Origin of the sequence: Paenibacillus sp. PAMC 26794 (genome assembly GCF_000316035.1) — a bacterium.
In the GTDB taxonomy this organism is placed as follows: domain Bacteria; phylum Bacillota; class Bacilli; order Paenibacillales; family Paenibacillaceae; genus Paenibacillus.
The window spans coordinates 166666-189990 of sequence record NZ_ANHX01000076.1 but is presented as its reverse complement, the minus strand read 5'-3'; the positions used below and the strand labels follow the sequence as shown (position 1 = coordinate 189990).

The following is a 23325-nucleotide window of genomic DNA, read 5'->3' as shown; positions in this document are numbered from 1 at the left end:
CCGGGCCGGCGCTATTGTTTATGGGCCAGACCATACTTATTGTTACCATAATTACTCCTGTAGAACACAAGCCGAAGACAACTTAAAGATATGACGTTTCACTTTTTATATTTACAAATCTATAAATCTAGATATAATGTAATCCAGAGAACTTACTCTCATGTTCATCACATTATAGGAGTTATAGGAGGCAAGGCAGGCTCATTTCGACATAATATATCTACTTTTCTGTATATTTAAATTCATTGGAGGTACGCTTTACATGAAATCACAACAGGTCAATCCACTGCTTATCTTGATGCTGGCACTCGGGGTATTCGGAATTATTACAACAGAAATGGGAATCGTGGGGGTACTGCCTCAGGTTGCGAATAAATTCAACATTACGGCTGCACAGGCAGGTTGGCTGGTCAGTATATTTGCGCTGGTTGTAGCCATTGCAGGCCCTTTTCTCACCTTGCTGGCGTCCGGAATTAATCGCAAAATCATCCTTTTAACCGCTGTGCTGATGTTTGCCATTTCGAACGTCGTCTATGCCTACGCCACAACATTTGATACCATGCTTATCTTCCGTATCATTCCCGCGTTATTCCATCCCGTCTTCTTTTCCGTAGCCTTGGTCACCAGTGCCCAACTTGTTCCGGCGGAGAAAAGCAGTCAGGCTGTCGCCAAAGTATTCACCGGAGTTACCGCAGGCTTTGCCTTTGGCGTGCCTCTGACATCGTATCTTGCTGAACGGCTATCCCTAGAAATCGCCTTCCTGTTTGGAGCGATGGTCAGTGTGGTCGCTTTGATCGGCATATGGATCTGGCTACCCTCGATGCCCGTGAAGGAAAAGATGTCCTATGGCAAGCAACTCGGTATTCTGCGCAAACCTGGATTATGGCTGAATGTTGTCGCAGTCATTTTTATATTCGCCGCCATGTTCTCCGTGTACAGCTATTTTGCCGAGTATCTTGGACAGGTCACCCACATGAGCGGATCATGGATCAGTGTCATGCTGACCGTCTTTGGTGTCGTCATGATCATCGGAAATTTAGGGTTTGGACAGTTTCTGCGTAAGAGCGTGGTCCGCACTGTCCTCATGTTCCCCCTGCTGTATGTAGCAGCTTACGCACTCGTCTATTGGGCCGGTCCCCACTTCATGTGGATGGTTATTGTAGTCATCCTCTGGGCATCCGTGCATTCAGGAGGATTGATTGTAAGCCAAACCTGGTTAACCGCTGAAGCGCAGGATGCGCCTGAATTCGGCAACAGCTTGTATGTATCCTTTTCCAACCTTGGTATTACCCTGGGTACTGCCATCGGCGGATGGTTCATCGCGAACCTTGGAATACATCAACTGATCTGGAGCGGAATGATATTTGCGCTGATCGCTTTTGTCTTGATTTGGATTAAAATTAAATGCTTCACCCCCGCAGCCTAGGGTAAACAGATACTCAGGAATGGGACATTTGACGATCCAATATTAATTTCACCTGGGTATCTAGCTGGTAAGGCATGGATATGGGATCGGTAACCGCAAATTCCGTATATTCGGTCATATACACCTGATTTTGCCTCACTGCGGGCATTTCCTGCCACCAGATGCTGTTCGATATACGTTCATACCGCTCCGAATCCAGCACCGTTAGGAACAAGTGGTCACCTGCATAGGATGTAACTTGCTCCTCTGAGATCATGAGATAAGCCTGACGGTCAATTAATTCCTTCTGAACCCGCTCTGGTGCCTGAAGTCCCAGGCCATCATACAGATTGTAGGCTCCCCTACACCAGTAATTGCCGAACACATAGATCGAATCATCGCGTATTTCCATCACAGAGAACGTATCTGTACTCTTAATCACACCCTTTAACCGGGATTTCAGACGCTGTGTTTTACGTTCATATTGCTTCATTACTTTCTCTGCTTCTGGCCCCTTACCGAATACCTCTCCAAGTTTCTGTAACAATACAAATGGCTTGTGGTCGTTCTGTGAAAAGATATATGTCCGTGCGATTGGTGATAACATGTCGTATTCCTCCTGATTTCCAACGAGAATCATCTCAGGCTGCAAATAGGAAATCTCCTGTGGGTCCAGCGGTACGCTGTTAACCTTGTGAAAACTCGCACTTAACGGGGTTAGATAATGCTCATTGGACAGATTTTTGGCAACCGCCGCCGGGCGGATTCCAAGGGCAAGCAGATGGCCGAGACAACTCATCACACAGATGTTGGACGAGCTCTGCCGGTGGTTAAGAATGAACTGACCTGGGGAGATTCCTTCCATCTGTTTAAAGCGTCGATTGAAATAGTACTCATCCCGATATCCCACCAGAGTGGCCACCTCTTTCATACGTCCTCCGCGTAAAAGCAGTTGTTTGGCATGTTCCATCCGCAGCGTTGTCATATAATCTGACAGATTCGTTCCTGTGAGTTGCCTGAACCAATGGGTAAATCTGCGCTTGCTAATTCTGGCCTGTGCCGCCAGATCATCCACGGTAATTTCCTCGTTGTAGCGGCCCTTTAGCTGTGTAATGATCTCGGATATATTCGCTCTTGTATGCTCACTGGAGACTTCCCCTTCGTACTCATGGGTATCTTGCAGAACCATGCTCATTAATCTCTGAAACTGGGTGTGAATACCGACTCGTTGTTTGCGATCCTGTGCCATACGACGGTTTTCAATCCCCCTGATCCGCTGCAATATGGCTCGAAATCCGGCCGTGTCCATCTCACGGGTCTCGACGAAGGCGGAGAACATGCTGCGTTCTGAATCATGCAAGGTAAAGGCAACTAACCACGCGGATAACAACGTCTCTTCGTTTATTCGAATCTCTACCGCGTGTCCTGCATTAATAACGAGGGGAACACCATATTGCAGCTCATGTATCTTACCATCGCAAATGAGCAGACCCTCCCCCTCCTCCACCACAATCATGATCTCATTTGTTAGTGTTTGTCGTTTAATACCTTCGTTAGGCGATAAATGCTGTAGAGCCAACCCGTGAAGTTCGTAATAAATGCCGGAAACACCGTACCGGGTTTTGAGATGAGTCAGATCCAAAATCAGCACTCCTCTTCGTGATAATCATTATCAATTAGAGCCATCATAACTCAACTCTCCCTTGGTTATCAATGGCCGAAACCTGCCCATAACCAGCCTATTAATGCAAAAAAAACGTCCTAATCTTCCATTGAATGCATTCTTGAACGGCATTACACTTGGTTTATTGATAATGATTATCAGTAAATGCTTCATCATACAGGGGGATATTCATGATACAAAAAATGTCAAGACTCACCACGTTGCTCACTTTATGTTTAGTGGTATTGGTGGCAACAGCTTGTGGTAAAACAGCTGATACCGCCGCCAACAACACAACGCCACAGAACACCAGTCAAACTACCACCCAATCCGAGGAAAAAGGAACCCAGATGGCGACCGATGCTTATGGTAATCAGGTGGAGATTCCCATAGCGCCCAAACGCATCGTATACACCGACAACACGGTTGGAGATCTGTTGATTTTCGGTATCAAGCCTGTAGGTGTAGTACAACAAGGTTTGCAATACGCGACGTATAAAGACGAACTGAAAGATGTTGCAGATATCGGCTGGCCGCCAAGTCCCGAGAAGATTGTAGAACTTCAGCCCGATCTGATTATTACATCAACTCCAGACCAAAAACAGAATGAGACCCTCTCCAAGATCGCACCGGTGATCCTGACCAATGAATGGGACCCTATGCCTGTTCGGATCAAGCGTTTGGGTGAATGGTTTGGCAACAAGCAAGTACCAGAAGAGTTTCTTGCACAACATAATGCAAAGATTGTGAAGATGTGGAACGACCTACAGCAGGATGGCACCATTGAGAAGGACGAGACGGCATCCGTATTCCAATACATGATCGGCCAGAAACGATTAAGTGTGTACACGACCAGTTACCTGCCCGGTTTCGTGTATAACGAAGATGGATTCAAGCCAACCGCAGCGATTCAGAAAATGATTGATGACCCGGATGACTATGGCTATGCCAATATTTCCATTGAACAGCTGCCCGAAATTGCCGGGGACCGGGTATTTATTGTGTATTACAGTGACGAAGAACTGAAGGAAGTCGAGAACATGACCAAAGGTCCTGTATGGAGCCAACTGCCCGCTATCAAAGCCGGTAAAGTATATTTCGTAAATGGCGGTCTCGGGATATCGACAGATCCACTGGCGAGGGAAGAACTGATCAAACAACTGCCAATCATGCTCAAAAAATAATGGGGTTGCACCCAACCAATTATGGAGGTAAGCGATGACAGATTCACTTGAACTGTATGATGTGACCATCATCGGCGGAGGACCCGCCGGGTTGTACACGGCATTTTATAGCGGCATGAGAGAACTGAAAACCAAGGTTATCGAAGCACAGAATGAACTGGGCGGAAGAGTCCTGACATATCCTGAGAAAATGATATGGGATGTCGGGGCCATGCCTCCAATTCGTGGGGAACAGCTCATTGCGCAGTTGATTGGACAAGCCCGTACATTCGATCCGACGATTGTTCTCGGACAGCGGATTGTCGGCATGGAACGTCAGGAGGATGGAGCCATTCTCCTGACTGCAGATCAAGGCGAGCAACATCTAACCAAGACCGTGATTCTGGCTATTGGGTACGGAGAGCGTCAGAACGTCAAGCTTGAGATCGAAGGAGCAGATCGCTTCGAAGTGACCAACCTGCACTACACGGTTCAGGAACTGGAGCGCTTCCGCAACCAGCGAGTATTAATCTCAGGTGGAGGTGATTCCGCTGTAGACTGGGCCAATGAGTTACAACCCATTGCCAGTAGCGTAACGATCGTTCATCGCCGTGATCACTTTGGCGGTCTGGAGCGCAGTGTTACGATGATGAAGAACTCCTCCGTTCAAGTTCGGACACCCTATACTATAGAAGCGCTCCACAGTAGCGATGGGACACAGATTAATCGTGTATCACTCGTCCATACCGAGACTTCAGAGCGAGAGCAGCTGGAGGTCGATGCGGTTATCGTCAATCACGGTATGAAGTGCAACTACGGTACCATCCGGGAATGGGGACTGAATCTGGGTGAATGGAACCTGGAGGTGGAAGCAGATATGACGACCAACCTTCCCGGCATATATGCCGCAGGTGATTTTGTTGCCTATGATAGCAAAGTTGAATTACTCGCAGGCACCTTCACTAGTGGTATTCTTGCACTGAACAGTGCCAAGCGTTATATACAACCCGATGCTTCTCCAATGGCATATGTATCCTCACACAATGAGCTGTTCAAAGAGAAAAATAGCGCCTTAGGTGTGGTTGAGGAAGAAGTTTAAAACGGTTAACACATAGAAACACCCTTCTGCATACCAAATAGCGCCATGTTCCCATGCTTGACATGTGGAACAGGCGCTATTTGGTGTTATATACTAGTCATCGTAATCACAAGGGAAGCTCAGATTCGTGCAAACGCCCGCTTAAGGATTGTTCGCCAGGTAGTTTCTCAGCCATTGCATAGCTGGACGTTCTGTACCGTTGCTATTAACCAGATGTGAACCATTTACCCACGTTTGCCCCTGATTATAGCCCCACAGCGTCACGCCTTTAACAGCAGAATGCTTCCAAAGCACAGGGAATTTTTGTTGGTAACGCTGCAATTGCGTATTATCATCGCCCGTCATATCCAGCTCGGATACATAGATTGGTAGCCCCGTAGCCGCAAGCTTGTTCAGTACCGTGTTCATCGTGTTCACAGAAACGTTGTCCATATTGAAGTGATGCGCTTGGATTCCAATACCATCAACTAGACCTCTGTTTTTCAAAAGATTGATAATCTGGATATATTGGTCCGCTTTAGCGGGATCACCGATAATACCATATTCATTAATTAACAATTTGGAGTTAGGGAAGGCTTGTCTCGCCTGCTCGAATGACCAGATGACCCAGTCCCAACCCGTTGCCCCATCTCCACCAATGGCATTGCGGTAGGATGGTTTCGCATGCAGAGGTTCGTTCACAACATCAACGAAGGCAGACTTCGAATACCGCTGTCCTGCGGCCTTAATCCATTGTGTCACTTCAGCTTTCTGATCAGCGGCTGAGAGACTGTTAATCCAATTTGGCTGTTGATTTCCCCATACGAGCGTATGGAATTTGAACGGAAATCCGTTGTTGTTAGCATAGTTGTAGGCCATGTCCGCCTGGCCCCAATTCATTACGTTGCGTGTGCCTTCCACAGCATCCCACTTGGTTGAGTTCTCCGGAGTTACCTGATTCCAATACGGGCTAAAATTTGAAGGAACCTGGCTAGCTATAATATTGCCCAAAAATTTGCTGCCTTTCGCCAAACCAGCACTCACACTACCAACCGCAACAGAAGCAGCGAGAATCCCTACCAATGCCAGTGAGCCGACTGTTTTAAACCACTTAGACTTAATCAATGATTTTCCTCCTTAGTATTCATTTTTTGTTAAGCGCTTACAAATACCATTTTACTGGATAATTTTGGTTTTTAACACCTGTCAAATTATAGTATTTTATTTGTAAAAAAATAAAATTTAGTGTTTTTTATGAGACTATTTATGTATTCACTCTCTTAAATCCAACATAACTCTTCCATTGGAGATCAAAAAGTTTGGTTTTCAGTACCGAGAAGATGGAATGAAGTTAGAAATGGAGTAGCGGAGCGTAGGGAAAACTACGTGAGCAACGGACATTTCGGCTGAATTTCAACTTCGATGCTGATGATGCCGCTAGGCATGATTCGTAATCAAAAGCGGACTTTTTGAACAACCTCTTACATTGGAGTTTACATTCACCACATGTTTATCTAGTATGAAATGATACATATCTTTACACACACTAGATAACAAGGGAGATTACAACATGCGCAAAATTTCAACAAAACGTTTCGCCGGATGGCCTTTATCGTTCCTCTTATGTGCCTCCATTTTGTTTGCCCCGTTTGCATCCACCCCAGCGAAAGCTGCTGAAGCAGACAAGGAAACCAAGATCACGTTGCTGGGAACATCCGATATACATGGTCGATTTATGCCGTGGGACTATGCTCTGGACGGTCCAAATCCAACTGGTAGCATGACACAGCTCTACACCATTGTGAAAAAAGTCCGTGCTGAGAATCCCAACACGATCCTGCTGGATGCAGGAGACATGATTCAGGATAACTCGGCTGAGTTGTTCAATGATCAACCTCAATCTCCCATGATGGTTGCAATGAACGAGATGAAATATGACGCATGGGTTATGGGTAACCATGAGTTTAACTTTGGGCTGGACGTACTGGAGAAGATCTCTTCCCAATTCAATGGACAGCCTCTCGTGGGTAACATTTTCAAAGAAAACGGCGACCGCTACATGCCTGCCTATACGATTATCGAGAAAGACGGAATCAAAGTAGGTGTTATCGGAATGAACACGCCTATGATCACCGAGTTTGAGAAAGGTACAGATCACCTGGACGGTATCATCGTCAAAGATCCTGTGGAAGAGACCAAGAAGGCCATTGCTGAGCTGAAAGGCAAAGTCGATGTCATGGTTGGACTCATGCATATGGGTCTGGATAACGAGAACGGAAATCCGGGCACCGGAGTTACGGATATCGCCAACGCCAACCCCGAGCTGGCTGCTATTTTTGCCGGACACATGCATACCTTGATTGAATCCCAAACGGTTAACGGCGTATTGATCTCCGAACCAAATAAATATGGCTCACATATCTCTCGAATCGATCTGACATTTGAAAAAGACGGCGACAAAGTTGTGCTGAAAAGCAAGGAAGCTCAAGCTCTCGCTGTGAAAGCAGCAGACGGAACATATGAAGTCTCCGATCCTGCACTAGAAGAGACTTTGCACCCATTCCACGAGTTCGCTCGTGCCGATGCCAATATTGAAGTGGCTGAACTGAAAGGAACGAACCTGGTCCCTGCTGATGAGATTAAGGGTATCCCTGCGGTTCAGATCCAGGAGACACCTTTATCTGACTTTTTCACCGAAGTGATGCTTCATTATAGTGATGCCGATGTGGTCGCGCACCAGATTGATAACGACAAGGCCAAGCTGGATGTAGGCCCGATTAAGAAAAAGGATATTGCATTCAACTACCAATACACCTTTGGTGAAGTGACCGTGTACGAAGTGACGGGAAGCGACCTGAAGGATTATATGGAATGGTCTGCGGGATACTTCAATTCCACACGCCCGGGTGATGTGACGATTAGTTTTGATCCGAAGCGCCGTGCATCCAAGTACAGCACCGATGATTTCTTCGGTGGCGTGACGTATGAGATTGATCTGACCAAGCCATACGGTAGTCGGATCACAAACCTGAAGTACAGCAATGGTACAGTGGTCAAAGAAGACGATACGCTGAAACTCGGTATGAATGCCTACCGAATGGAAGCCCTGATTGCCAAAGGCGGCGCCATGGAAGGGCGCAAGTTCAAGCAACTCTGGTCCTCCAAGGATGCTTCGGCATTTGGTGAGATTCAAGGCACGATTCGCAACCTGTCCATCGCCTATCTGAAAGATGTCATGAAAGGTGTCTACGAACCGAAGATTCAACACAACTGGAAAATCACTGGCGTAGACCTGACTGCACCGGAGCGTGCAGATGTGGTGGAGTTAGTTAACGATGGCATTATGTCTGTGCCAACAACAGAAGATGGCAAGTACACCAACATTGCCTCCATTAACATTTTGGATGCTGTGACTCAAGAAGAGATTGATACACTATCTGCCAAAGCAGGTGTGAGTGCGGCACAATTCGCAGGCGTGAAAACCAAGGGAGCATTCTATCAACAGCTGAACAAAGCTCGCAAAGCGGCAGGCAATGGCGAGGGAGAGACTACTCCTGAGAAGCCTACGACACCAACTACACCAAAACCAACACCGACTACAGGCACGTCAAAACCTGGTAAACCATCAACACCAAGCACGGGTAAACCGAATACCGTCAACAAAGGCAAACAAGCAAAGGTTACTGCGGCTTACCTGAACGTACGCGCTGGCGCTTCATCCAAAGCGAAGGTCGTTACTGCCGTACCGAAAGGCACCCTGCTTGAGGTGATCAGTACAGACAAGTATGGTTGGGTGAAAGTGAAGCTGGATGGACGTGTAGCATTCGTATACGGGAAATATGTGAGTATTTTGAAATAGATACAATCGCGGACGCACCACGCTTAACGAAAAAGAAAAAGGGCGATTCTCCCATGGAACTCATGGTGGGGATCGCCCTTTGTTATGTTAATTACCCTACTCTTAATAGCCGATTGATGAAAACAATTTAATCACTTGAAGCATTTACTCCGTTAGCCTGCCTGCATATAGAGTATAATGAAGAGGTATACGATAAATGTACGGTGCAATAATTGTACAAAAACTAACGCAAAAGAGGTAAACGATGAGCGAGCAACAATTTAAAGATTATGGACTTGGTGAAGAGATCGTAAAAGCACTGGACAGTCTGGGCTATGAGACACCAACCGAGGTACAGACTAAAGTTATTCCGGTAGCACTGGAGAATCAGGATCTTGTGGTCAAATCACAGACAGGCAGTGGTAAAACAGCCGCCTACGGCATTCCGCTCTGCGAGCTGGTGGATTGGAATGAGAATAAGCCACAGGCTTTGATTCTTACCCCAACCCGGGAACTGGCTCTGCAGGTTAACGAAGATATTACGAATATCGGTCGCTTTAAGCGTATTAAAGCAACCGCACTATACGGACAATCCCCTTTTCATATCCAAAAAGCAGAGTTAAAACAAAGAACCCATGTAGCTGTTGGTACACCAGGTCGGGTACTGGATCATATCGAACGCGGCACGCTGCCACTCGAGCGGATTGCCTATCTCGTGATTGACGAGGCCGATGAGATGTTGAATATGGGCTTTATTGAGACGGTACAGTCCATCATTCAGAAACTGCCGCAAGAGCGCGTAACGATGTTGTTCTCTGCTACGTTCCCTGAAGATGTAGCCAAGCTGTCACGCAAATACATGAACAAACCGGTGGAGATCGAGATCAAGGCAAGTGGACTGACAACAGCCACCATCGAACATGCCGTGATTAACGTACCAGAAGTGAACAAAACCGCGCTGCTTCAGGACTTGTTCATTGTGGAAAATCCGGATAGCTGCATCGTGTTCTGCCGTACGCAGGAGAATGTGGATAAACTGTTCCGGGTCATGGCTGACCTTGACTATCCAGCAGATCGTATCCATGGTGGCATGGAGCAGGATGAGCGGATCGAAGTGATGAACGCATTCCGACGGGGACAATTCCGTTATCTGATCGCGACGGATGTAGCCGCACGGGGTATCGATATCACAAATATTACTCATGTCATCAACTACGATATTCCTTTGGAAAAAGAGGGATATGTACACCGTACAGGCCGTACGGGTCGCGCAGGCAAAACAGGTAAAGCCATTACGTTAATTACACCGAAAGATGGCCGACGTCTCGCCGAGATCGAATCCTATATCGGATTCGAAATCCCTGTTGTGAAAGCTCCTTCCGAAGATGCTGTGGATCGCCGCAGAGAAGATTTTGAGAAGCGATTGAAGATCGTGCCTGAACGTAAAAAGGACAAGCGTGAACAGTTGAACCAGCAGATCATGAAGCTGAACTTCAACGGAGGCAAGAAGAAGAAACTTCGTGCCGTAGACTTTGTAGGTACCATCGCCAAGCTTGAAGGCGTTGCTGCAGACGATATCGGGATCATTACCATTCAAGACAATGTGACGGATGTAGAGATCCTGAACGGCAAAGGCCCACTCGTATTGGAGCTTATGCAGAATACAACGATCAAAAAGATGCAGCTCAAGGTTCGCAAAGGCCATAAATAGATTGGTGAACAGAGTAGAGTAGACAGAGATAACGACTTTTTAGAATAAGCTCAATACGATGACCTTTGTTCAAAGTGTCCATCCGTGTTGGGCTTTTTTGTAGTATACAGAAGACATTCTGTTTAATTTTGTTGAACGTCGTTCAACTTTCTTATACACTTAGAGTAATGCAATATATTGGTAAATATTGTGATTTAAAATCAATGGAGGAGAGGCGAACATAAAGCATAGAACTGAAAAGAAGCCCTATTTTAATGTTATAGAATGGAGTGGTACACATGAATCAGTATCTTCAGATGGGGGCCAACACCACCCTGAGTTCAGCAAAAGGCAGCATTGTCATTAGCCATGCAATTTCTAGTTTAATAGATATTTCTTTAACAGCATTCCTTTTAACAGATTCAGATAAGGTGCAAGGGGATCATGGCATTATATTTTATAATCAACCAACAAGTTCATCAGGTGTAGCTACCCTCATGCCATCTGAGTTAGTTGGCAATACCAAAGTACATAAAAATTAATTTTGATATGAGTAAAGTTCCTGAAGGTATTACTAAAATAGCGATAACTCTTACGGAGGACCATAGTACCGGATTTGCCAATGTAAAAAATTTAGAAGCCTTGATTCATAGCGGAGATACGACGATTCAGTTAACCCCATCCAGCTTCACCACTGAAAATGGCATTGTTGTATTGGAATTATATTTAAGGAATGGTCAGACCAAGGTCAAATCCATCTGGCGTGGCTTCAATTCCGGTCTTGAAGGATTATGTAAAAATTACGGAGTTGAGGTTGAAACTGATGAGCAATTTAAGCCTTCTGCACCCTATACTGCTCAACATACGACAGTAAAAGAACCTGATCCAACGGTAATTGTCTCTGAACACAAACAAAGTCAGCCGTCCTTGTCGTCGATCAACCTCCAAAAGGTAAAAGGCAATATCAATCTGGATAAAGGGCAACCGCCCGTGATCATTGATAAATCCCCGGAAATTACAGCGACTGTATCCTGGGAGACGGGAACCGATTATGATATATATGCTTTGGTCTACACCAAGGGTGGCAAGCAGATTGATGTGGCTATGTTTGGTGCAAAAGGAACGCCCCCTCTCAAAAGCTATGGTAACGGGATCGTCGAACATACGGGGGATGTTGGAAGAAGTAACCAGTCAACGAAGACAGAAATGATTAAATTAAGGTTAACCGATGATATTCTCGCCGTGGTTCCTGTGGTGTATTCGGCGCAATCCAATGGAACAGGCTCCTTCTACAAATATAAGGTGTCCATGAGTATCGATAATCTGAATGGAACGTCCGTTACAATCTCCGCTAAGAATGCAAATAATAATAATCGGATTTATACCTGTGTGCCCGGAATACTTCATAATACGCCAGATGGAGTAATTATAAGCCCATTGGAGCTTTACAGTAAAAAGAATTCAGAGTTCAGACCTAAGCTCAAGATGGGATCTTCAAATATGGTAGAAGTTGTAATGGATAAAGGCCCCTTAAATAATTATAAATAATTTACCTGGATATAAGACTCGCCCTAGAATGAAGTCAGCCGCAGTTTAAGACTTGAAGTAAAGTCTTAGACCGCGGCTGTTTTAGGTACTGAAAACTGGAATTTTTGAACGTGCACTCTTACTGATTAATTTACCCTTCTTTTTCCGCACTGTACCGCCTTCCACCGTATACCGAAATAACGCATCTTCCGCGCCCCGATATTATCCGGTCAACCATCCCTTTTGATTAAGTAGAGATGACTTCAAAATCCTGAGCAGTAATGCCTCCCTTAATCGGAGTGTTCGTTCCATCATCGTACATGATATTTAGGAACAATTTCCCCGCTCTCACCGCTCACCCTCGATGAAATGCCTCTTTGTTCAGCAATGGATGAATTGTTCACTTGAAAAAGAGCCTGGCCCAACTAAAATATAAATGAAAGCGCTATATTGTAGTTGATATCTTGCGGGAGGTGTATGTAATGGGTAAGAGGAAAGCGGTCTGGTTTCTGGTCTTCGCACTCACGTTCACCCTGTTTGGACTTCATCCTGAACGGACAAGCGCAGCAAGTGTCACGATAACCAACGGTACCGATTGGCTTGATACCGCGGGCAACCCCATCCATGCGAACAGCGGCAACATTCTGCAGGTCGGCTCGACGTATTATCTGTACGGTGAACATGCGGTGGGCGGCAGGTTCGACAGCGTGAACGTCTACACCTCCACCGATCTGAAGAACTGGACTTTCAGCAACGCCATTCTGACGAAAGATTCCGCGACCGAGCTGGCCTCCAGCAAAATCGAACGTCCCAAAGTCATCTATAACGCCTCCACCAACCAATATGTGCTCTGGGCACACTATGAGAACGGTACGGACTACAACCTCGGGCGTGTAGCGGTCGCAACAAGTAATACCCCGAATGGCAAATTCACCTATGAGGGCAGCTTCCGCCCGCTCGATTACGAATCTCGTGACATGACCGTCTTTGTTGATACGGATGGCACAGGTTATCTGGTTACTGCTTCACGTAAAAATGGCGGTGCTAATGATACGATGGCTATTTTCAAAATGAATGCAAGTTATACCGGAATACAATCCTTCGAGGGCTGGCTGTTCGAGAACGCCTACCGTGAAGCGCCTGCTGTTGTGAAAAAAGGAAACCGCTACTACCTCTTCACCTCCCAAGCCGCTGGTTGGTATCCGAATCAGGGTGCTTATGCTACAGCAACTTCCATGACGGGCCCATGGACTGCGCTTACGCCATATGGCAATCCATCTGCCTTCGGTTCGCAGATTCATGATATTGCCACGATTACAGGCAGCAACACCACATCCTACATCTACATGGGGGATCGTTGGAATCCGATGAACCTCGGAGAGCACAAACATATCTGGCTGCCGCTAACCTTGAATGATTCGAACGGAACAGCATCACTGGAGTGGTATACAACGTGGAATATCGACGCAGCAACGGGTGCGGTATCACCGCCTGTTCTTGTCAATCATGCACAAGGCAAAACAGCTACCGCCATCTCCACAGCCTCCGGATCGTCTGCATCCAACGTCAATGATGGCAACTACCAGACTTCATGGGTGGCTTCCTCCAATAGCTGGCCTGCCTGGTGGCAGGTGGACTTCGGCGCACCAAAGACGATCACCGAGATCGACACGTCCTGGTTTATGTATAAAGGTTCCGAAGGGTATTACAAATACAAAATCGAGATTAGCAACGATGGTGTCAATTACTCTACCTTGGATCGCACCAACAATGTGACCTATGGTTTCACCACAGATGCTGTGCATTTCACAGCCCGTTATGTACGGATTAATATGGTGAACGCCGTATTGTGGAATAATCCGGGGAACTGGTACACCCCAACCCTGCACGAGGTCAAAATGTGGGGTCCTGCAACACCGGAAGCCACAGGTTACAGCCGGTTCAGTTCACACAACGTTCCGGATCGATACATCCGTCATGCCAACTACACGGCTCGCGTGGATGCCAACGTGTCCCCTGTTCTGGATTCACAGTTCCGCGTCGTGCCGGGTCTTGCCAGCTCTACAGGAATATCACTGGAGTCCATCAACTTCCCAGGCTACTTCCTGAAGCGCAACGCCAGCAACAAAATTGTGCTAGAAGCCTATGCCGACACCGCCGCCTACAAGGGAGATGCTACCTTCCTAAGTAGCCCCGGTTGGGCTGACAGCACCAAAGTATCCCTTCAATCGTACAGTCAGCCCGGATATTACATCCGGCATTATGATTATGTATTGCAGTTGGATGCTGTAAATGCAGCCAGTAGCGCAACAGTGAAGGGTGATGCCACGTTTGGGCGAACCAATTTCTAAGAAAATGAATTGGAGATAAGGATTAGCCAGGTTTGGTGGGTTGCGCGAAGCAATGGGGGTGCATAACGTGCCAGAGACACAAACGCTGCATGAATTATAGTGAATTATGATGATATCCACAAGAACAGCCTACTCCGATGGGAGTAGGCTGTTCTGCAATTCTGATCTATCAAGGTTGTTGTAAATTGGGATTAAGCTTCATCACATTCACTTTATCTTCTGTGGAATAGCTCACATAGATGCTGTCGCTGTTGTCTATGATGAGTTTTACCTTTTTAGTCTTATCAGCAGAGATCCCTTCATACTCAACTGGAATCCAATTCATATTCTCGTATTTCATCACCTTCACCTTGGTGCCGTCTGTAACATCTCGATAAGCAACATAAGGAGTACCTTGGCTGTCGAAGGCTATACTTACATTACGCGCCAATTTAGTCTCTGACCCAATCCACCCTGCCAATACTCCGGTAGTGCCTACAGGTTGCCAAGCAGAGCCCGTATATTTCACCACGGTCACCTCTGATTTATTCGTATAGACCATATAAGGTGCTCCATTCGGGTCAAGCGCGAATGAATCATTCCAAGTATTATCCATCGGTATTTCGGAGCTACTTACATTTCGAACATACTTCTCGCCCACATACTCGTATTTCACCACAGTTGCTTTCTGTCGACTAATGGCTTTGTCATACACCCCGTAGAATACATACGGGTTGTTGTTTTGGTCTAACGCGATGTTTGTATAAGGAGTACCTTCCACCATAAAACGATCTATCTCCACCCAATTACTATCTTTGTACGTCACCACACGTAGGTAGTCATTTGGGGAGTCCCCCCGCACCTTATAAGACATATAAGGAGTGTCATCCTTGTCGAAGGCAATGGAGGCATAGTACAAATGCCACATTATACCTACGTCGTCTACGCTGCCTACGTTTTCCCAAGTGTCCTCCACATATCTCATCACAATTAGTTTCGAGGATTGATCACGATAAGCACCATAAGCAACGTAAAGCGCGTCCTTGCTGTCCATCGCGAGCGTTATATAAGTCACTACACTGGCGTCCGCTTTCACCAACCACTGTTGATCGAAGTCGGTTGGATCACCAACGGTCTGCCACTCATCATCCTCGTATTTCATCACGAATAGCTCTTTATCAGGCGTCACAACCGCAGCATAAGGAGTGCCTTGGCTGTCGAGTACGAAATCGGTCTGATTATATCCGCTCGCAGTCATCGCATCACCGAGTTGTAGCCACGCTGTCATCGTCCACTTGGCATATAGTGTGATATCCGTTGTCACCTTTGTCGAGAAGTTATAGGCGGTCGTCAAATTACTGTCGCTGTACCAACCTTCGAACCTGTAACCCTCCCACTTCGGTGCCGCAGGCGCTACAGCATTATCTCCAGGAATCACCGTCTGGTTCTCTACGATTGGCCCGCCGTTACTGTCGAAGCTCACCGTGTAGATGTTAAATGTCCACTTCGCATACAGCGTGAAGTTATCCGTCACTGATGTCGTGAAGCTGTATACTTCATTCAGCTCAGCGTCGCTGTACCAACCGACGAACGTATATCCTTCCTTCGCCGGAGCAGCCGGTTCCGTAGCCGTGCCGTTATATTCCACCGTTTGACTATCCACCGATGATCCGCCGTTGCTGTTAAAGCTCACCGTGTGGACAGCCGTCCACTTCGCATACAACGCGAGGTTCGCTGTCACCGGTGTTGTGAAGCTGTAAGCTTCGTTCAGACTGACGTCGCTGTACCAACCGCCGAACACATAGCCTTCACGTGTTGGAGCGGCAGGAGCCTCAGCCGTATTGCCGTCCGTCACGGACTGGCTGCTCACCGTTGATCCGCCGTTACTGTTAAAGCTCACCGTATAACTGTTCTTCGTCCATTTTGCGTAAAGCATCAGATTCGCCATCACACCTTCTGTGAAACCATAAGGCATCGTCAATTCGCTGTCGCTGTACCAACCATTAAACGTATATCCTTCCAGCATTGGATCACCAGGATCGGCAGCCACGGCGCCTTCATTCACCGTCTGTTCTGTTACCATCGATCCGCCGTTACTCTCGAAAGTCACAGTATAGGCATTTGGCACGTAGACCGTCCACTTTGCGTACAATGTGAGGTCCCCCGTCACTACCGCTGTGGTGAAGTTGTAGGCGATCGTCAGATCACTGTCACTATACCAACCGCTGAACACGTAGCCTTCCCGCTCCGGGGCAACAGGTGCCATAGCCTTAGTTCCTTCATTCACCATTTGGGCATCTACTGCCGACCCTTCATTACTCTCGAAGCTTACCGTATAACGAAGTAGCCACTTTGCGTACAACGTAAGGTCTCCCGTTACCGGTGCCGCGAAGTCGTAGAGGTTCGTCAGATCGGTGTCACTGTACCAACCACCGAAAACATAACCTTCATTCGTCGGTTCAATCGGGGCGCTGACCATACTACCATACCCCACCGTCTGGTTCTCCACTTCTTCGGCTCCGCCATTGCTGTTAAAGCTCACCGTGTAAGCGTTCGTCGTCCACTGTGCAGTAAACGTAAGGCTTTCCTCAGGCATGGTGGTCGGAGGAGTCGGCGACCAGCCCGCGAAGACGTGCCCCTGCCAAATTGGTGTACCCAGGTAGAGCTTCGTCGTAGCTCCTAATGGAACTTCAACAACTTTGGTCTCCTGGCCGGAGCCATTGTAATCGACCGTCAGGGTATGGGCAGCGCGCTTGTAGTACAGCTTCAGCACCGTTTTGCCGTTGCTTGCGATTTGGCTCTTCAGCACCGTTCCCGGAATAGTTTCATCCAATTCAAACCCTGGATAGGATCTTGGAGTTACATTTTCCAGAGTTGCCTGCGTATCTGTAGCTCCGCGATACGATTCCGTATCCGCGACCGTATAGGTGTCACTTCCGATATTTTGCAGCAAGTACGCGACCTGATAAGGCGTATCCTCTCTCGCTGTCCACTTTGCTGTATAGGTGGTGTCCGAATCCGGCATCGCACTTGGAACATCCGTTGACCAACCGGCGAACGTATAGCCTGGTCTTGTCGGCACCGGTATACGAGCGGTGATGTTCTTACCGATTGCTTCTGTTAGCGAGCTTCCAGGCGCACCCACATAACCCCAAGCGAACGTCATCGTGCGATTCGTCGGGTAGTACTCAACCCTGACGACTGTTGATCCGTCTCCCTTGATCAATATGCCGCTTACTGTACCCGTCCTATAGCCTTGATCCTTGAACCTGTCAGAGCTGATCCGAATTTCAGTGTCTGTTGTTCCGCTCAAAGTTTCCGTAGCCACAAGCGAAGTTGAAGTCCGGGTATTTGGGTCTACCAGATAATGTTCAACGGTATATGGCGTATTCTTATTCGCGATCCAGTGCGCGTACAATTCATAATCATCCTTAGGCATACGGCTCGGAATCGTTACCTTCGTCCCCCCTGTAGCCGCCGTATACCATCCGTCAAATGTATAGCCCGGATAGACCGGAGCAGGTACATTAACCGCTGCATTATAAACAAAAGGCAGAACCTGAGTCACACCACCGTTCCCTGGGTGTAACTGGAAAATATATTCACCTTCTGTGACGCGCCACGTCAACGGAATTGTACGCTTAATTGGATCAGATGTGAATGAAAGCGGCGCCCCCTTCCAAGTAATTACCAAGCTGCCCTTACTTACTGGACGACTGGTGTCTACCACTTCGATCTTCCCGTCAGCCTCGTTAACCTTGAAATTCGGATTGTCCACCTGGATATCGAACCTCGAAAGATTATATGCCCGATTATCCGTGTCGCCTGTCGTCAAATCAAACGTATTCATCGTGAGCCACAACTCCGGCACAGCGATGGATGACGCGGAACCTGCTAAGGTAAGCCCAAGTGATTCATCCTGTGCATAGGCGAAGTCATAGACGTTATGCGGTTCCCCAATTGTATACAGCGGCCACTCTTCATCGACCAGTTCTACTCCGGTCGAGAGCGCTCCATCGCCTAATTGAGCGCCGAGTTCGACCTCCAAATAGATGCCGATCTCGACGAACAGGGCCCCTAAAGACTTGGTGGTCTTCACCCCGCTAATATTTTTCAGCTGATAGTAGAAGTAACCCCATAGATTGATATACACACCAGGTTCTACGGCAAGTCCAATACTATTTAATTTGACACTGCCAATCCCCGCTTTGACCTCCATATGAATGCCGGCTCGCAACCCGAGCGTCCCCATCACATAGAAGGTGAACTGGTAATCGCCGTCTCCCGGTAAGCTTACCGTATTGCTTGAACCGCTGAAACTTAGCACACGTAAGGTCACCGAGTAGCGCTTCGCCATCTTGTAGTAGAAATCTGCACCCATCGTTAAGTTAACCTGAGCACTGACTACAAACTCTGCTTCAAATTTCACTTCTACAATCCCGAATGCCACGCGCACACTTTTTTCAAAGAGCTCTTTCTTGATCAAAGGAACCCATTCCGTATCTTGCTCCAACATCTCTTGGTACTGTTCTTTCAATTCCTCCGTATCCACGGAGGTACCTTGTACACCATCCATAGATGCTTTGATCTGTGTGGCGATGTCCTGTACCTGACCTAACCTGCCGGCTTTTTTCTCTCCGGCCCAGTTATTCAATGCAGCCTGCAACTTATCTGGTTCGATGAGCGCTATCTCTGCTGTAATATTAAGTCCGGTATAGCTGTAGGCATCCAGATTCGCAGTGATTACATAATCGTCGATGCTGTACCAGTAAGGGATTCCCCACTTTTTCAGCCAATGCCCCTGCATATCACCATTAATGCCGAGATCCAGACTCATCTCCTGAACAAATGTACTGGTCATATGGATAACGAGATTGCTGTCTTCATTGATATCAACAACGATATCGGCACCGACTTGCAGTGTAGCACTGACGCCAGAACTTCGGCCGTTAATGTTCTTCAGCTTCGTGCCGAGTGAAGCAACAACGGTCAGCTTCTCCACACTTACCCGGCTCCCTTTACCGGACGCTAGGGAGGACTGAGCCTTGATCTGCTGGATTTCTTTCAAATCCTTGATATCCTTCGTTTCCATAGCTAGATCGGATAGATAATCTGCGGCTTGATCGACGAATCCGCTATCTCTCGCTTGCTGCTCGATCTGCTCTTCAAGCTCCGCGATCTGCTCTTCCGATAACAAATCTTCGCCGTCAATTGCTTGCTTCTGATAGATGTTGAAGGCATTCTCAATATCTTCAATCGTGGCATCAGTATATTCGATGACGTCCATCTCTGCTGCAGGCGTAATCGAAGTGATCCGCCCATAACCGGTTACCTTAGAACCTTCTTCGGCGAATTCACCTTCATAGAACCCGATAAAGTCTCCCACATCAACCGTGGTCAGTTGATCCAAACCAAAGGGCTCGTACAGGCCGTCGCTGTAGTTCATCGCGGTATGATCGACCGTGATGGAGTGGTTACTGGAATCTCCATCCGTATCTGCCTCTACGCTCACCGGTAGCACATCTGGCTTGAGCAACACTTGTTTGGCATCTGCGTGATCATAGGTATAGATGCTATCATCTACCGACGTGATCTGGACATAGGCCACATCACCATCGTCTTCACCAGTCGTTTCGACTGTGCGCAGTTTGGGACTAACTCCCTCATAGATGGCTACGGTATCACCGACTTGAATCACCGTGCCAGTGCTTCCGGTGTACTTGAACGTTCCACTACTCGCATTCACTTCGGCGAGTGCATTTTCGCCGCCTACCGTCGTAGTAACGACTGAAATCGCGGGCGAATCGACATCTGCTCCATTTATCACCATTTCCGTGACATCCGTGAACGGAATGTAGATCATGTTCGGATTGAGTGGAACATTCATAACTTCTTGTTTAGCAACGCTAAATACATAAATACTTGTCGTCGCATCTTGGCCTTGGAAGGACAAACTGTCATCCGTCAACGTAAGTTGATATGTGTTACCTTCAACGAACTTGCCATTTTCGGCTGCTGACGATACCGTGAAAACTCCGTTCCCGCCAGAGACGGTAACCCCTTCGAATTCGGGATTCGCCGTATCCACGAAGGTCATCCCCTCTTTGACCTGGGATTCTGTTAGACTGCCCGATGAATCCTGCACCTTAATGGTGAAGTTCGGCGCGACATCCAATACCGAGTAGCTAGGCGTACTTTGTACGGCACGATCCACGCTATCCGTATACTTTGCATACAACTTTATATCCTCAGTTAGCGTACTACCCTCTGCAAAGATGAGTGAGAAATCGCTATCTGTAAACCACCCTTGGAATATATATCCCTCTTTTGTTGGAGCCGGCAGGTTATTTAGCACCTGGCCTTTTCGTACCGTCTGCGCAGCGACCGCCGTGCCTCCGTTGCTCTCAAACGTAAGCGTATACGCAGTGGAACCCGTGCCGGGGTTACCTCCGTTATCTCCAGGCGTTCCGCCACCATTATTACCGCCAGGTGTCGGCGTTGTTGTCACCGGAGGTGTTGGTGTTGGTGTTGGTGTTGGTGTTGGTGTTGGTGTCACCGGCGTTTGATTCTGATTTTTCCACGCCTCTACAACCGCGTTGTTGCGCATGAAGAGAACCGCTGCTTCCGCGCGAGTCGCTTGCTCACGCGGATTGAAGTTCCCCTTTTCGTCCCCGGTGAACACACCGGCTTGCCACAGTTTGACGACCGCGTCCGCAGCCCACGGCGAAACATCCGCGAGATCACCCGGCTCTGTCGTGACCGGATTTTCGGTCTGATAAGGAATCTGTTCGCTTTCGAAATATCGCAACGTCATCGTTGCCATTTGCTCCCGGGATACAGTGGCATTCGGCGAGTACTTACCTCCGCCTGTACCGTCGGTAATTCCTTCCTTAACTGCCCATTCGACATACGGCGCATACCAACTGCCCGCTTTTACATCGGCAAAGCTCGAAGTAGAATACGCACCTGTATCTACCCCTGCCATCCGTCCGAGTGCCGTCACGTACATGGCACGTGTCATTGTCCCCTTAGGAGAGAAGCTATTCGCGTTCGTTCCGCTGAATATGCCCTTCTCCTGCACATGGACGACCGCATCGTAGAACCAATCTGTCGGACTCACATCTTGGAACCCACTAGATTTAGTTACTGTTGTCTGCTGCATCGGCAGTTCAGCCGCTGCCGCAGACTGCGCCGGAAATACAGGCACGGCAGACACTATTAAACTGATAACCAGCATCCACAATAGAATCTGTGAGCTCAACTTCCACAACCGTTTTGTTGCTTTCTTCACATTCATTCATCCCTTCTATGTATAAAACTAAAAGAACTGACATTCTAGAATCTTACAAAGAGCAGATTCATCATGGTTAAAGACACTTTCGTTAGGCAAAACTCAATGCTCTTCTCGCTAACAACCGAAATTTGATGGATGCGGATTGGCATATTCTATCGATTTTTCTACTCGAATTCTATCATGCTGAATGAGCTGCTTGTGAATTATAAAGAAAACTTTAAGTAAGCAACAACTCGCAAGCGAGAGCATGATAGACACAAAAAAATAGCGGTGTAGGGAAGGTAACTCCTACACCGCTATTTTTCATGAATTCTTTAGCTAGTTTGTAATCCATTCCAGATGATTCGCGTCTAAACGATCTCTCATATACCAAAATCGACTACATTGAACTACTTTCCCCCTAGCTCAGTCTTTGAGGAAGCGAAAAAATACTTCTGTGCTTCTTGGATTTTAATGAGATAAAAGGCTCCTGCTGATTCTTCACCACATTGTGGGCGATATGCCGGAAGCGCTGCCCGCTTTCGAACTCGGGATCAAGCGCAATCGGGATTCCTTTATGTACGGAACGTATAACTTCTACATCGGCATGAATCACGCCAATCACACCGATATTGAGAATATCCATGATATCCTCCATCTTTACCGTTGCCGAAGGGATTTCCTGTCTATCGGCCATATTAATGATGAGCTGTGGAGGAGCCGGAATCCTATCTTCTAATAATCCGATTACGCGATCCGCGTCCTGAAGCGACGTACGATGAGGGGTAGTAACGACAATAGCCTCATCTGCCGCTAACGCTGTATTCCAGAATCCATTTTCAATGCCTGCAGGTGAATCGATCAGCACATAATCATAACCTTGGGCTATTTGCTGCACAACCACGCGAAACACTTGCGGATCATCGTGATGCACCGCGTCATTACTACAGGAGATAAAGGACAAGGTGCTGATTCGCTTGTCTTTGACGATCACTTGATGTAAAGCACAACGACCGGTCAGGAAATCGGAAATATGATAGATCACCCTATTGCTCAAACCAAGTGGAATATCCAGATTGCTCAATCCAAAATCAGCGTCGATCAGGCAAACCCTGTTCCCTGATATGGCAAGGGCAGTCCCCAGATTAGCCGTCACCGTTGTCTTGCCAACTCCACCTTTACCTGATGTGATACATATAACTCGTCCCATTGGAGTCACTTCCTTCTTCAAGTGCTAATGCGGGACAGCATGACAACCATTTCTTCACGTATTATCGTTTGATCCGGCTTGAATGCACCGTCCTCGTAGCTATTAATCAGTTACCATTTGATGAAAATATGTCCAGTTCTCTAGCGTG

Annotated in this window: 10 protein-coding genes and 1 pseudogene; 7 read left to right on the top strand and 4 right to left on the bottom strand. The window is 47.4% G+C overall.

What is annotated here, in order from left to right; genetic code table 11:
* The first annotated feature begins 262 nt into the window (after positions 1-262).
* On the top strand, positions 263-1426 hold the full coding sequence (locus tag D829_RS0124450) for an MFS transporter (protein WP_017691544.1): 1164 nt from the start codon (positions 263-265) through the stop codon (positions 1424-1426).
* 13 nt (positions 1427-1439) lie between these two features.
* On the opposite strand, the gene D829_RS0124445 is transcribed toward D829_RS0124450, so the two are convergent.
* Positions 1440-3047 carry a helix-turn-helix domain-containing protein gene (locus D829_RS0124445; protein WP_017691543.1) on the bottom strand — a complete coding sequence of 536 codons (1608 nt, stop codon included), beginning with the start codon at positions 3045-3047 and terminating at the stop codon, positions 1440-1442.
* Between the two features lie 212 nt (positions 3048-3259).
* On the opposite strand from D829_RS0124445, the gene D829_RS31810 reads away from it, so the two are divergent.
* Both D829_RS31810 and D829_RS0124435 read left to right on the top strand, forming a co-directional pair.
* Positions 3260-4252, top strand: coding sequence for an ABC transporter substrate-binding protein (locus D829_RS31810; RefSeq protein ID WP_017691542.1), 993 nt, complete (start codon positions 3260-3262; stop codon positions 4250-4252).
* A 34-nt stretch (positions 4253-4286) separates the two neighbouring features.
* Positions 4287-5330, top strand: coding sequence for an NAD(P)/FAD-dependent oxidoreductase (locus tag D829_RS0124435; protein ID WP_017691541.1), 1044 nt, complete (start codon positions 4287-4289; stop codon positions 5328-5330).
* Positions 5331-5471: 141 nt separating this feature from the next.
* Here the strand turns inward: D829_RS0124435 and D829_RS0124430 are convergent, their stop codons facing one another.
* Positions 5472-6434, bottom strand: a complete 963-nt coding sequence (locus D829_RS0124430; RefSeq protein WP_017691540.1) for an endo-1,4-beta-xylanase — start codon at positions 6432-6434, stop codon at positions 5472-5474.
* A 445-nt stretch (positions 6435-6879) separates the two neighbouring features.
* On the opposite strand from D829_RS0124430, the gene D829_RS0124425 reads away from it, so the two are divergent.
* The 4 genes and pseudogenes from D829_RS0124425 (at position 6880) to D829_RS0124410 (ending at position 14715) form a co-directional block, all read left to right on the top strand.
* Positions 6880-9168, top strand: coding sequence for a 5'-nucleotidase C-terminal domain-containing protein (locus tag D829_RS0124425; RefSeq protein WP_017691539.1), 2289 nt, complete (start codon positions 6880-6882; stop codon positions 9166-9168).
* Between the two features lie 244 nt (positions 9169-9412).
* On the top strand, positions 9413-10858 hold the full coding sequence (locus D829_RS0124420; RefSeq protein ID WP_017691538.1) for a DEAD/DEAH box helicase: 1446 nt from the start codon (positions 9413-9415) through the stop codon (positions 10856-10858).
* Positions 10859-11136: 278 nt separating this feature from the next.
* Positions 11137-12385: pseudogene (locus D829_RS31805) on the top strand (TerD family protein).
* A 461-nt stretch (positions 12386-12846) separates the two neighbouring features.
* Entirely contained in the window at positions 12847-14715 is a 1869-nt protein-coding gene (locus D829_RS0124410; protein WP_017691537.1) for an AbfB domain-containing protein, read from the top strand.
* A gap of 169 nt (positions 14716-14884) precedes the next feature.
* Here D829_RS0124410 and D829_RS0124405 read toward each other — a convergent pair whose 3' ends face one another.
* On the bottom strand, positions 14885-21985 hold the full coding sequence (locus D829_RS0124405) for an InlB B-repeat-containing protein (RefSeq protein ID WP_193748504.1): 7101 nt from the start codon (positions 21983-21985) through the stop codon (positions 14885-14887).
* Positions 21986-22388: 403 nt separating this feature from the next.
* Positions 22389-23177, bottom strand: a complete 789-nt coding sequence (gene minD / locus D829_RS0124400) for a septum site-determining protein MinD (RefSeq protein ID WP_017691535.1) — start codon at positions 23175-23177, stop codon at positions 22389-22391.
* Positions 23178-23325 lie beyond the last annotated feature (148 nt).

Coding starts and splice junctions, on each gene's coding strand:
- minD (WP_017691535.1), bottom strand. CDS start 23,177: ATGGGACGAGTTATATGTATCACATCAGGTAAAGGTGGAGTTGGCAAG.
- D829_RS0124450 (WP_017691544.1), top strand. CDS start 263: ATGAAATCACAACAGGTCAATCCACTGCTTATCTTGATGCTGGCACTC.
- D829_RS0124410 (WP_017691537.1), top strand. CDS start 12,847: ATGGGTAAGAGGAAAGCGGTCTGGTTTCTGGTCTTCGCACTCACGTTC.
- D829_RS0124435 (WP_017691541.1), top strand. CDS start 4,287: ATGACAGATTCACTTGAACTGTATGATGTGACCATCATCGGCGGAGGA.
- D829_RS0124420 (WP_017691538.1), top strand. CDS start 9,413: ATGAGCGAGCAACAATTTAAAGATTATGGACTTGGTGAAGAGATCGTA.
- D829_RS31810 (WP_017691542.1), top strand. CDS start 3,260: ATGATACAAAAAATGTCAAGACTCACCACGTTGCTCACTTTATGTTTA.
- D829_RS0124425 (WP_017691539.1), top strand. CDS start 6,880: ATGCGCAAAATTTCAACAAAACGTTTCGCCGGATGGCCTTTATCGTTC.